This is a genomic window from Streptomyces sp. WAC03905 (assembly GCF_057371075.1).
In genome coordinates this window covers 2573229-2585948 of sequence record NZ_JBXYDZ010000003.1, presented here as the reverse complement: position 1 = coordinate 2585948, position 12720 = coordinate 2573229, and the positions used below count along the sequence as shown (strand labels likewise).

Below are 12720 nucleotides of genomic sequence, written 5' to 3'. Positions count from 1 at the left end.
ACGGGTCGGGCGGGTGCCGGCCGCGGGTCCCGGCCGCGGGTCCCGTCGGCACGTCCCGGCCGCCCGCTCGGGGCGCCCGCAGGGGAACCGCACGCGAAGGGCCCGGCCCGTGCACAGACGGGGCCGGGCCCTTCCACGCCACCGCTAGAGCGAGGGGTACAGCGGGAACTTCGCGGCGAGCGCCGAGACGCGCGCCTTGAGGCCCTCGGCGTCGTACGCCGGCTTCAGCGCCTGCGCGATGATCTCGGCGACCTCGGTGAACGCCTCGGCGTCGAAACCGCGGGTGGCCAGGGCCGGCGTACCGATCCGCAGACCCGAGGTGACCATCGGGGGCCGCGGGTCGTTCGGGATGGCGTTGCGGTTGACCGTGATGCCGACCTCGTGGAGACGGTCCTCGGCCTGCTGGCCGTCCAGCTCGGAGTTGCGCAGGTCGACCAGGACCAGGTGCACGTCGGTGCCGCCGGTGAGGACGTCCACGCCCACGGCCTTGACGTCGTCCTGGACCAGACGGGCGGCGAGGATCTTCGCGCCCTCCAGGGTGCGCTCCTGGCGCTCCTTGAACTCGGGCGAGGCCGCGACCTTGAAGGAGACGGCCTTGGCCGCGATCACGTGCTCCAGCGGGCCGCCCTGCTGGCCGGGGAAGACCGCGGAGTTGATCTTCTTGGCCAGCTCCTGCGTCGACAGGATGACACCGCCGCGCGGACCGCCGAGGGTCTTGTGCGTGGTGGTGGTCACGACGTGGGCGTGCGGGACCGGGTTCGGGTGCAGCCCCGCGGCGACCAGGCCCGCGAAGTGCGCCATGTCGACCATCAGGTACGCGCCGACCTCGTCCGCGATGCGGCGGAAGGCGGCGAAGTCCAGCTGGCGCGGGTAGGCGGACCAGCCCGCGACGATCAGCTGCGGCTTGGACTCCTTGGCGAGGCGCTCGACCTCGGCCATGTCCACCTGGCCGGACTCGTCGACGTGGTACGGGACCACGTTGTAGAGCTTGCCGGAGAAGTTGATCTTCATGCCGTGGGTCAGGTGACCGCCGTGGGCCAGGTTCAGGCCCATGATCGTGTCGCCCGGCTTGAGCAGCGCGAACATCGCGGCGGCGTTCGCCTGCGCACCGGAGTGCGGCTGGACGTTCGCGGCCTCGGCGCCGAACAGCGCCTTGATGCGGTCGATCGCGATCTGCTCGACCACGTCGACGTGCTCGCAGCCGCCGTAGTAGCGACGGCCCGGGTAGCCCTCGGCGTACTTGTTGGTCAGGACCGAGCCCTGGGCCTCCATGACGGCGACCGGAGCGAAGTTCTCCGACGCGATCATTTCCAGGGTCGACTGCTGGCGCACGAGCTCGGCGTCGACGGCTGCGGCGACGTCGGGGTCGAGTTCGTGGAGAGGGGTGTTCAGTACGGACATCAGGATCCCCTGGGGTCAGTTACCGGCGGTGAGCTTCGTGTACTCCTCGGCGGAGAGCACGTCCTTGGGCTCCTCCGAGATGCGCACCTTGAACAGCCAGCCGCCCTCGAACGGAGCGGTGTTGACGAGCGCCGGGTCGTCCACGACGTCCTGGTTGGCCTCGACGATCTCGCCGGAGACCGGGGAGTAGAGGTCGGAGACCGACTTGGTCGACTCCAGCTCGCCGCAGGTCTCGCCCTCGGTCACGGTGTCGCCGACCGCGGGGAGCTGGGCGTAGACGACGTCACCGAGCGCGTTGGCCGCGAACTCCGTGATGCCGACCGTCGCGACGCCGTCCACGACGTCGGACAGCCACTCGTGCTCCTTGGTGTAACGCAGATTCTCGGGGGTGCTCATGGCCTGATTCTCCTGGATGCGGGGGAGTGGATACGAACTGCGGTCTTGGGTACTGAGACGGCGCCGTTCCGGTGGCCGGACGGCGGACGTCGCGCGCGGGGGGTTACTTCTGCCGCTTGTAGAACGGCAGCGCCACGACCTCGTACGGCTCATGCGTACCGCGAATGTCGACGCCGACGCCGGAGGCGCCGGGCGCGGCGTGCTCCGCGTCCACGTACGCCATCGCGATCGGCCTGCCCAGCGTCGGGGACGGGGCGCCCGAGGTGACCTCGCCGATCACCTCTCCGCCGAAGGTGACGGGGAAACCGGCGCGCGGGACGCGGCGGCCCTCGGCGATCAGGCCGACCAGCTTGCGCGGCGCCTTGGTCGCGGCCTTCTCGGCGGCGGCCTCCAGGGCGGCGCGGCCGACGAAGTCCCCCTCCTTCTCGAACTTCACGACCCGGCCCAGACCCGCGTCGAAGGGGGTCAGGGCGGTGGTCAGCTCGTGCCCGTACAGCGGCATGCCCGCTTCCAGGCGCAGGGTGTCGCGGCAGGACAGGCCGGCCGGGACCAGGCCGGCGCCCTCGCCGGCCTTGGTCAGCGCCTGCCACAGCTCCACGGCGTGCTCGGGGGCGACGAAGAGCTCGAAGCCGTCCTCGCCGGTGTAGCCGGTGCGCGCGATCAGCGCGGGCACGCCCGCGACGGTGCCCGGCAGGCCGGCGTAGTACTTCAGGCCGTCCAGATCGGCGTCGGTGAGGGACGCCAGGATGCCGGGCGACTCCGGGCCCTGCACCGCGATCAGCGCGTAGGCGTCGCGGTCGTCGCGGACCTCGGTGTCGAAGCCGGCGGCGCGCTCGGTCAGGGCGTCGAGGACGACCTGGGCGTTGGAGGCGTTGGCGACGACCATGTACTCGGTCTCGCCGAGGCGGTAGACGATCAGGTCGTCGAGGATCCCGCCGTCCTCCTGGCAGATGTGCGTGTAGCGGGCGCGGCCGACGCCGACGGTGGAGATGTTGCCGACCAGTGCGTAGTCGAGGGCCTTGACGGCCTCCGGGCCGGTCAGCGTGATCTCGCCCATGTGCGAGAGGTCGAAGAGGCCGGCCTTGGTGCGGACGGCGTTGTGCTCGTCGCGCTCGCTGGCGTACCGCAGCGGCATGTCCCAGCCCGCGAAGTCGGTCATGGTCGCACCGAGCGAGCGGTGCAGCGCATCGAGGGCGGTCAGGCGGGGGGCAGTGCTCATGGGTGTGGCTCCCGGGTCCCAGGGCATCGACATGACATGACGAGGACGTTCCTCCCCATCTGTCATCGGAACCTGAGAGGTTCGCCGAGAGTTCCGCCGATCCATCGATCGCCGGTATCCGCGACTTGCACCTTGGGTGGAGCTGCCGGGCAGCTCGCTTTTCAGATCTGCCTCATCCACGCGGTACGGGGCCTGAGAGATTCAAGGGAGGTTCTTGCTCCTTCGGCGCCCGGACACGGCCTTGCGGCGTGCCGGGACTCTCCCGCGCGGATTCAAGCGGCCGGTATGCAGTTGGTCCAGATGGCGCACATCATTGCACGGCATGCCCGAGATCGGGGGTGGGGGGCGGAAAGTTCGTACGCCCGTCCGAGCCGCCGGAACGGAACCGGACATGCCGATTACCGTCTCTTTACACTCAGTGGGCAAGGGTCCCGGTGACCCGATTCGGGGGAGGCGAACACCGTGCGGAGATTCGGAGTGGTGGCGACGACGGGAACCGTGGACGCGGTGCCGGCGCAGCGGCGCGGCGCGCGCGAGCGCAGGAGGGCGGCGGACGGCGGCCTCGGCCTCGTGCGCGACCTGCGCGGCCCGGCGCTGCGCGGACCGCGGCGGCTCGGCTTCGCCGAGGGCGACATCGTCGTGGTCTCCGGCCTCCCCGGCGGCGGCAAGAGCACGCTGATCAAGCGGGCCGCCCCCGAGGGCGGGGCCGTCGACTCCCAGGACACCCGCGAACGCTGGGAGGGCCGGATGCCGGCCGCCCTGCCCTACGCCGTGTACCGCCCGCTGGTGCGCGCCGCGCACTACTGGGGCCTCTACCGGATCCTGCGCTCCGGCGCCTCCGTGGTCGTCCACGACTGCGGCACCCAGAGCTGGGTGCGCGGACTGCTCGCCGCGGCGGCGCGCCGCCGCGGCCGCGCCCTGCACCTCCTCCTGCTGGACAGCAGCCCCGAGGAGGCCCTCTCCGGCCAGCGCGCGCGGGGCCGCAGCGTGTCCGCCTACGCCTTCGCCCGCCACCGCGGCGCCGTGGGACGCCTGCTGCGCGACGCCGAGGCGGGCCGCCCGCCCGCCGGGTGCGCCTCGGCGACCCTGCTGGACCGCCGCTCGGCCGCCGCCGTGACGGGGATCGGCTTCCAGGGCTGACCGCCCGCCCGGGTCCCCCGGATCGGCCCCGGCGCAGGAGCCGGGCCGGCGGCCGGTAGCCTGCGGGTCGACACGCGCGGGACCGACGGAGGCGGGGGCAGATGCAGGGCAGCGGCTGGCCGGACAATGAGCTGGAGCAGGTGCTCGGGGCGGCGCTGGGGCAGCCGGACGCCGGCGGCCGGATCCTGGAGGTGCTCGGACGCAGCCGGGTGTGGGTGCCGCTGCCGGGCGGCGGCGGTCCCGACGCGGCCGGCCTGGACCTGCCCACCATGGACATCGGCGGGGCGGCGTACGTCCCCGTCTACAGCTCCGAGGCCCAGTTCCTCGCCTGCGTCGGCCCCGGCATGGACTTCGCGGTGGCCCCGGCGGTCGAATTCGCCCGGGGGCTGCCCCCGCAGCTCGGCATCGCGCTCAATCCGGAGGGCGCCGTCGGCGTCCCGCTGCCCCCGCCCGCCGTCGCGGAGCTCTGCCGGGCCGGCCGCAGCCCGCTGGACGGCCCCGCCACCGGCGGCCGCGTGCGGCTCTTCGAGCCCGACTGGCAGGACGACCCGGTGGACTTCCTGGCCGCCGCCGGCGAGGAGTTCCGCGCCACCGGCGTGGTCGCCGCGGCGCACCGCTGCCTCGCCAGCGTCGAGGGAGGGGCCCCGGAGCTGTTCATCGGTGTCCGCCTGCTGGGATGGGAGCCGCAGATGCGCGAGGCCCCGCTGGAGGCCCTCGGACGGGCCCTGACCCGCGTCCCGGCGCCCTGGCCCGTGCAGTTGATCCTCCTGGACGCGGCCCAGGACCCGGTCACGGACTGGATTCGTGAGCGCGTACGCCCCTTCTACCTCGCGTAGGGCCGCTTAAGCTGGTTACATCTCCTGGCCGCACATGTGAGCGCGGGCCCGGGTGAAGGCACGCGTGGAGCGACGGGCGGACGAAGAGGGGTACCGGGTGAGTGCGTCAGGCACGGCCGCGGCCGGGCAGGTCGAGCACATGATGCGCCAGGTGACCCCCGGGCGCTACGAGAGCTACGAGTCACTGCTGCACGCCCTCTCCGAGGGCCGGCTGTGGATGCTGCTCTGGCAGGGGCAGCCGGGGTCCCCGGACGCCCAGTACGGAGGCATGGAGGTCGACGGCCTCGGCTACGCGCCCTGCGTCACCTCCCCCCAGGAGCTGGCCGCGAGCGGCTGGCACCGGGGCTACGAGGTGGTCACCGGGCGGGACATCGCCCGCGCCCTGTACCCGGACCGCTGGGGGCTGTGGCTCAACCCGCACGCCCAGGGCGGCGGCCTCGGCGTGCCGTGGGCGGACCTGCGCCGCGTCGCGACCGGCCTGGACCGGATGCCGGCGGGCCCGCTGCGGCTGTCCGAGCCCAGCATCGAGCTCCCGCAGTTCTACGGGCTGCTGACCCAGCACGCGCACCGCACCCCGGCCGTACGGTCGCTGCGCCGCGCCTGGGTGCAGCCCGCGCTCGGGTCCCCCTACCTCGCGGTCGGCCTCGACCTGTACGACGCCTCCGCGCCCGCGCTGGAATCCGTACGGGAGATGATGCGCCAGTCGGTCGGGGCGGTCCCCGAGGGCGTCCCGGTGTGCACGGTCGCGCTGGCGGACGAGCACGATCCCGTCGCGATGTGGCTGCGGGCCCAGACCCGCCCCTTCTACGACCGCGAGGGCCAGGCGCCGACGTACTGACCCGCCCCGCCGGGGCGGTCCCGCAGCGCTGCGCGGACCTCCGGCACCAGATCCGCATCCTGAGACATCCGTCTCGAAGGCCGCACCGGACCCATCGGTGCGGCCTTCGGCATATCCACTGAATACGACCAAGATCCGCGCCCGAAAGGGCAGTTGGGCCGGATGTCCGTTCCGCGCCGAACATGCGGTGTTTCACCGCTCAACAGGTCTGGCGGTTCGGATAACGGAAGGTGTAGGCGCAGATCACGGTTGCGCATCACATCCCCGGGGGGTCTGGCGGGTGGTTGAGAGGGCGTTGAAGACTCCCCCCACCGAAGGCCGGTCCATCTCGCAAGCACCAGCTCTTCACGTGCGCTTCCGGCACATTTCTCGCCAATCGCACCACCAGCGACGCCGATTGAACCAAGCCGCCACAGCGGCGGGCATGGGCCGGCCACCGTCGGCCGAGAGGGGTCCCCACCACGATGACGGCACCACTGCACGACACCAGCGCGGCCGAGCCCGCAGCCGTGGCCGCCCCCGACGTTCCGCAGAAGGCGATCGAGGGGCGCTCGCCGTGGCAGATCGCCTGGCTGCGCCTGAAGCGCGACAGGGTCGCCCTGGCCGGCGGTGTCATCGTGCTCCTGCTGATCGTCGTCGCGATCTTCGCGCCGCTGATCGTCAAGGCGTTCGGCCACCCGCCCGAGGAGCTCCACGAGGACCTCCTCGACCCGCTGCTGGGCCTCCCGCTCGGCGACTGGGGCGGCATGAGCGGCGACTTCCTGCTCGGCGTCGAACCGGTCAACGGCCGCGACGTCTTCAGCCGCATCGTCTACGGCGCCCGGATCTCGCTCCTGGTGGCCTTCCTGTCCGCCTTCGTGGCGGTCTCGCTGGGCACCTTCTTCGGCATCGTCGCTGGCTACTTCGGCGGCTGGGTCGACGCGGCCATCAGCCGGGTCATGGACCTGCTGCTGGCCTTCCCGCAGCTGCTCTTCATCATCGCGCTGATCTCCGTCATCCCCAACAAGCTCTGGGGGTTCGAGGGTTCGGGCCTGCGCATCGCCGTCCTGGTGCTGGTGATCGGCTTCTTCGGCTGGCCCTACATCGGCCGGATCGTCCGGGGCCAGACCCTCTCGCTGCGCGAACGCGAGTACGTCGAAGCCGCACGCAGCCTCGGCGCGGGCCGCTTCTACATCCTCTTCCGCGAACTGCTCCCGAACCTGGTGGCGCCCATCACGGTCTACGCGACGCTGATGATCCCCACCAACGTGCTGACCGAGGCGGCCCTCAGCTTCCTCGGAGTCGGCGTCAAGCCGCCCACGCCGTCCTGGGGGGAGACCCTCGCCACGGCCGTGCGGACCTACGAGGACGATCCGCTCTTCATGATCTTCCCCGGCGTAGCGATCTTCATCACCGTGCTGGCCTTCAACCTCTTCGGCGACGGCGTCCGTGACGCCCTCGACCCGAAGGGCTCCCGCTAGCCACCGCAGGGCAAACCAGACCGGCCTCGTGCCGTACGTACACCGGAACTACAACGGAGGGTTGCGAGCATCGTGACTACCCATCGCACGTCGAAGCGCAGACTTGCCGCCGGCACGGCCGTCGTGCTCGCGGCCATGCTCACCGCGACCGCCTGTGGCGGGGCCGACAACAAGGACGACAAGGGCGCGGCCTCCGGCGGCGGCTTCAACGCGGGCATCGACAAGGTCGCCAACGCGTCGGACAAGAAGGGCGGCGAGCTGAAGTTCGTCGGTACCCAGGACGCCGACTCGTGGGACCCGCAGCGCGGCTACTACGGCTTCATGTGGGACTTCGCCCGCTACTACACGCGCCAGCTGGTCAGCTTCAAGCCCGGCCCCGGCAAGGAGAGCACCGAGCTCGTCCCGGACCTCGCCACCGCCAAGGCCGAGATCAGCGACGGCGGCAAGACCTACAAGTACACCCTCAAGGACAACGTGACCTGGGAGGACGGCTCGCCCGTCACCGCCCAGGACATCAAGTACGGCATCGAGCGCACCTGGGCGCAGGACGTCATCTCCGGCGGTCCGGTCTACCTCCAGCAGGTCCTCGACCCGAAGACCGAGTACCCCGGCCCGTACAAGGACACCGCGCCGGACAAGCTCGGCCTGAAGGCGATCGAGACCCCGGACGCGAAGACCATCGTCTTCAAGCTCCCGGCGCCCAACGGCGACTTCGAGCAGATGCTGGCGATGCCCGCGGCGAGCCCGGTCAAGCAGGACAAGGACACGGCCGCCAAGTACGGCCTCAAGCCCTTCTCGAACGGCCCGTACAAGATCGACTCGTACGAGCCGAACAAGAGCATGAAGCTCTCGCGCAACGCGAACTACAAGCCCGAGTCGGACACCATCCGCAAGGCGCTCCCGGACACCATCTCGGTCACGTTCATGGCGAACGCGGACGACATGGACAAGCGCCTGATGAACGGCGAGTTCGACGTCGACATCAACGCGACCGGCATCGGCCAGGCGGCCCGCGCCACCGCGCTGAAGGACCACAAGGGCAACCTCGACAACGGTCAGACCGGCTTCATCCGGTACGCGGTCATGCCGCAGACCGTCGCGCCGTTCGACAACATCGAGTGCCGCAAGGCCGTCATCTACGCGGCCGACAAGAAGTCCCTGCAGACCGCCCGCGGCGGCCCGCAGGCCGGTGGCGACATCGCCCCCAACATGCTCCCGCTGGGCATCAAGGGCTCGGACGCCAAGTACGACCCGTACGAGGTCCTGAAGAACGACGGCAAGCCCAACGTCGACAAGGCCAAGGAAGCCCTCAAGGCCTGCGGCAAGGAGACCGGCTTCAAGACCACCATCGCCGTCCGCAACAACAAGCCGGTCGAGGTCGCCACGGCCGTCTCCCTCCAGAACGCCCTCAAGCAGGTCGGCATCGAGGCCGACGTCGACCAGTTCGACGGCGCTCAGACCTCCGGCATCATCGGTTCGCCGAAGGTCGTCAAGGAGAAGGGCTACGGCATCATCATCATGGGCTGGGGCGCCGACTTCCCGACCGGGCAGGGCTTCTCCCAGCCGCTGGTCGACGGCCGCTTCATCCTGCAGAGCGGTAACAACAACTTCTCCGAGCTGAACGACCCGGCGATCAACGCCCTGTTCGACCAGGCCATCGCGGAGACCGACCCGGCCAAGGCCGGCGACATCTACAAGCAGATGAACCAGAAGGTCTCCGAGGCCGCGGTCTACCTGCCCTTCGTCTACGACAAGACGATCACCTGGCGCAGCACCCGGCTGACGAACGCCTACACCACCGACGCCTACAACGGCCGCTACGACTACGCGTCCCTCGGTGTCGTGAAGTAACGGTCCATCAGTCCAGTTCCAGTGTTCCAGTGCCACACCCGCTAGGCACGAAGGGCAGGTGATGGCCGCGGTTGGGGCCTGGGGGCGCTCTCCAGAAGGGGGCGCCCCCGGGCCGCAGCCAGGCCGAGCGCAGTGCTTGCATACCTCATCCGACGGATCTTCGCCGTCCTCGTCATGCTGCTGGTCATCACGCTGGTGACCTTCGGAATCTTCTTCCTGTTCCCGAAGCTGATCGGAACGGACCCCGCCCTGTACTTCGTGGGCAAGCAGTCCGACCCCATCGCCATCGAGGGCATCCGGCAGAAGATGGGTCTCGACGACCCGATCCTCGTCCAGTTCGGCAAGTTCGTCGTCGGGCTGGTGGCGGGTCGCACGTACGCCAACGGCTCCGACGTCACGCAATGCGCCGCGCCCTGCTTCGGATACTCCTTCAAGACCGAGCAGGAGGTCTGGCCGCTGCTGCTGGACTGGCTGCCGGTCACCCTCTCCCTGGCCCTGGGCGCCGTGGTGCTCTGGGTCGCCGGCGGTGTCGCCACCGGCGTGGTGTCCGCACTCAAGCGCGGCACCGTCCTGGACCGCTCGGCCATGGGCGTCGCCCTCGCCGGCGTCTCCCTCCCCATCTACTTCACCGGCATGCTCGTCATCGCCCTCTTCTCCGACCAGCTGGGCTGGTTCGGACGACCGGAGGCGACCTTCGCCGACGATCCGGGCAAGTGGTTCAACGGCATGGTCCTGCCGTGGGTCTCGCTCGCCTTCCTCTACGCGGCGATGTACGCGCGGCTCACGCGCGCGACCATGCTCGAAGTCCTCAACGAGGACTACATCCGCACCGCCCGCGCCAAGGGCCTGACGGAACCCGTCGTCATCGGAAAGCACGCCATGCGCTCCACGATGACGCCGATCCTGACCGTCCTGGGCCTCGACCTCGGCGCCCTGATGGGCGGCGCGGTCCTGACCGAGTACACGTTCTCGCTGCACGGACTGGGCTACAGCGCGGTGCGCGCCATCAGCGAGCACGACCTCCCGGTCATCCTGGGCATCACCCTGATCTCCGCGTTCTTCGTCGTCGCCGCGAACCTCATCGTTGACCTCCTGTACGCGGTGATCGACCCCCGAGTGAGGCTGTCATGACCGACCGGACGACCACGACCGGAGAGACCGCAGCGCCCCACCAGCCCTACGACGGGTCGCCGCCCGCCACCGCCTTCCTGGAGGTCCGCGACCTCAAGGTGCACTTCCCGACCGAGGACGGCCTGGTCAAGTCGGTCGACGGCCTCTCCTTCACGCTGGAGAAGGGCAAGACCCTCGGCATCGTGGGCGAGTCCGGCTCCGGCAAGTCGGTCACCTCGCTGGGGATCATGGGCCTGCACCGCGTGGGCCAGTACGGCCGCCAGCGGGCCCGGATCTCCGGCGAGATCTGGCTCGACGGCAAGGAGCTGCTCTCCGCGGACGAGGACGAGGTGCGCCGGCTGCGCGGCCGGGAGATCGCGATGATCTTCCAGGACCCGCTGTCCGCGATGCACCCGTACTTCACCGTCGGCAAGCAGATCTCCGAGGCGTACCGGGTCCACCACAAGGTCGACAAGAAGGCCGCCCGCAAGCGGGCCGTCGAGCTCCTCGACCGCGTCGGCATCCCCGAGCCGCACAAGCGGTTCGACAGCTACCCGCACGAGTTCTCCGGCGGCATGCGCCAGCGCGCGATGATCGCGATGGCGCTCGTCAACAACCCCGAACTGCTCATCGCGGACGAGCCGACGACCGCCCTGGACGTCACCGTCCAGGCCCAGATCCTCGACCTGATCCGGGACCTCCAGAAGGAGTTCGGCTCCGCGGTCATCATGATCACGCACGACCTCGGCGTGGTCGCGGAGATGGCCGACGAACTCCTCGTGATGTACGGCGGCCGGTGCGTCGAGCGGGGCACCGCCGAGAAGGTCTTCTACGAGCCCCGCCACCCCTACACCTGGGGACTGCTGGGGTCGATGCCGCGCATCGACCGCGAGCAGACCGAGCGCCTCATCCCGGTCAAGGGCTCGCCGCCCAGCCTCATCAACATCCCGAGCGGCTGTGCCTTCAACCCGCGCTGCCCGTACGCAGACGTGCCCAAGGGCAACGTCACCCGCACCGTGCGCCCCGAGCTGCACGGCGCAGGAGGACACCGGGCAGGACGGCACCCCCCACTGGTCCGCCTGCCACATGTCGCAGGACGAGCGGACCCGGATCTGGACCGAAGAGATTGCGCCGAAGCTGTGACCGACACCCAGAAGACGGATCCGGCCGTCACCCTTCCGGCGCAGGCCACGGACTCTCCCGAGCCGCTGCTCAAGGTCACCGGCCTGACCAAGCACTTCCCCATCACCAAGGGGCTGCTGCGCCGGCAGTCCGGCGCGGTCAAGGCCGTCGACGGCCTCGACTTCGACGTCCGGCGCGGTGAGACCCTCGGCATCGTGGGCGAGTCCGGCTGCGGCAAGTCGACCATGGGACGGCTGATCACGCGGCTGCTCGAACCGACCGGCGGCACGATCGAGTTCGAGGGCAAGGACATCACGCACCTGGGCGTGGCGGGGATGCGCCCGCTGCGCCGCGACGTGCAGATGATCTTCCAGGACCCGTACGGCTCGCTGAACCCGCGCCACACGGTGGGCACCATCGTCAGCGCCCCGTTCAAGCTGCAGAACGTCACCCCGGAGGGCGGGCTCAAGGCGGAGGTCCAGCGGCTGCTGTCGCTCGTCGGCCTCAACCCCGAGCACTACAACCGCTACCCGCACGAGTTCTCCGGCGGCCAGCGCCAGCGCATCGGCATCGCGCGGGCCCTGGCGCTCAAGCCGAAGCTGGTCGTCGCCGACGAGCCCGTCTCGGCGCTGGACGTCTCGATCCAGGCCCAGGTGGTGAACCTGCTGGACGACCTCCAGGAGGAACTCGGCCTCACCTACGTGATCATCGCGCACGACCTGTCGGTCATCCGGCACGTCTCGGACCGCATCGCGGTGATGTACCTCGGCAAGATCGTCGAGCTCGCCGACAACAAATCGCTGTACGGGGAGCCCATGCACCCCTACACCGCGGCCCTGATGTCGGCCGTGCCGGTGCCGGACCCCAGGCGGCGCGGCGCCAAGAGCGGCCGCATCCTGCTCAAGGGCGACGTGCCGTCCCCGATCTCCCCGCCGAGCGGCTGCCGCTTCCACACGCGGTGCTGGAAGGCGACGCAGATCTGCGCGACGCAGGAGCCCCCGCTGCTGGCGCTGAAGACCGGCCACCAGGTGGCCTGCCACCACCCGGAGAACGCCCCCGACCAGGCCCCGGGCGACAAGCCCCTCCCGGGCGCGGCGGACGCGGTGACGACGGCGACGGACTGACCGGAAGCGGGCGGGCCGCAACGGCCCGCCCGTATCCCCCCGTATCCCGGCCTGCCCGTTCCGGGCCCCGCCCGGCACAATCCAGCCCCGCCGGCGTTTGAGGCGCGGGGGCCCGGGGGCAGAGCCCCCGCAACGCCGCCGCACGGCACCTACCCAACCCGCGCCGCCGTGCGGAGCGCCCCGGGGCCCGGGGCCGCGCCACGGATCCGGCCCGCACCGGTAC

The 12720-nt window shown here is 70.7% G+C and carries 10 protein-coding genes, 1 pseudogene and 1 riboswitch; of the genes and pseudogenes, 8 read left to right on the top strand and 3 right to left on the bottom strand.

Features of this window, described 5'->3' with window-relative positions:
- Positions 1-144: 144 nt before the first annotated feature.
- From glyA to gcvT, 3 genes are all read right to left on the bottom strand, one after another.
- Positions 145-1401, bottom strand: coding sequence for a serine hydroxymethyltransferase (glyA, locus tag AC2RP6_RS13935; protein WP_030769140.1), 1257 nt, complete (start codon positions 1399-1401; stop codon positions 145-147).
- A gap of 15 nt (positions 1402-1416) precedes the next feature.
- The gene (gcvH, locus tag AC2RP6_RS13930; protein ID WP_030655701.1) at positions 1417-1797 is read right to left on the bottom strand and encodes a glycine cleavage system protein GcvH; all 381 of its coding nucleotides are present in this window, start codon (positions 1795-1797) and stop codon (positions 1417-1419) included.
- A gap of 103 nt (positions 1798-1900) precedes the next feature.
- A complete protein-coding gene (gene gcvT, locus AC2RP6_RS13925) occupies positions 1901-3016 on the bottom strand; it encodes a glycine cleavage system aminomethyltransferase GcvT (RefSeq protein ID WP_486446512.1) in 1116 nt (371 codons plus the stop codon).
- 171 nt (positions 3017-3187) lie between these two features.
- Positions 3188-3291, bottom strand: a riboswitch (glycine riboswitch).
- A gap of 187 nt (positions 3292-3478) precedes the next feature.
- On the opposite strand from gcvT, the gene AC2RP6_RS13920 reads away from it, so the two are divergent.
- From AC2RP6_RS13920 to AC2RP6_RS13885, 8 genes and pseudogenes are all read left to right on the top strand, one after another.
- A complete protein-coding gene (locus tag AC2RP6_RS13920; RefSeq protein WP_486446511.1) occupies positions 3479-4156 on the top strand; it encodes an AAA family ATPase in 678 nt (225 codons plus the stop codon).
- Between the two features lie 101 nt (positions 4157-4257).
- A complete protein-coding gene (locus AC2RP6_RS13915) occupies positions 4258-4992 on the top strand; it encodes an enhanced serine sensitivity protein SseB (RefSeq protein ID WP_486446510.1) in 735 nt (244 codons plus the stop codon).
- Positions 4993-5089: 97 nt separating this feature from the next.
- A complete protein-coding gene (locus AC2RP6_RS13910; RefSeq protein ID WP_486446509.1) occupies positions 5090-5830 on the top strand; it encodes an enhanced serine sensitivity protein SseB C-terminal domain-containing protein in 741 nt (246 codons plus the stop codon).
- 464 nt (positions 5831-6294) lie between these two features.
- Positions 6295-7290, top strand: a complete 996-nt coding sequence (locus AC2RP6_RS13905; RefSeq protein WP_486446508.1) for an ABC transporter permease — start codon at positions 6295-6297, stop codon at positions 7288-7290.
- Positions 7291-7362: 72 nt separating this feature from the next.
- Complete coding sequence (locus AC2RP6_RS13900; protein WP_486446507.1) at positions 7363-9141, top strand: ABC transporter substrate-binding protein; 1779 nt, start codon at positions 7363-7365, stop codon at positions 9139-9141.
- A 132-nt stretch (positions 9142-9273) separates the two neighbouring features.
- Positions 9274-10272: an ABC transporter permease gene (locus AC2RP6_RS13895; RefSeq protein WP_486446506.1), complete on the top strand. Its 999-nt coding sequence runs from the start codon at positions 9274-9276 to the stop codon at positions 10270-10272.
- Positions 10269-11394: pseudogene (locus AC2RP6_RS13890) on the top strand (ABC transporter ATP-binding protein). The gene AC2RP6_RS13895 and the pseudogene AC2RP6_RS13890 overlap by 4 nt, the downstream one beginning before the upstream one ends.
- The gene (locus AC2RP6_RS13885; RefSeq protein WP_486446505.1) at positions 11391-12497 is read left to right on the top strand and encodes an ABC transporter ATP-binding protein; all 1107 of its coding nucleotides are present in this window, start codon (positions 11391-11393) and stop codon (positions 12495-12497) included. The pseudogene AC2RP6_RS13890 and the gene AC2RP6_RS13885 overlap by 4 nt, the downstream one beginning before the upstream one ends.
- Positions 12498-12720 lie beyond the last annotated feature (223 nt).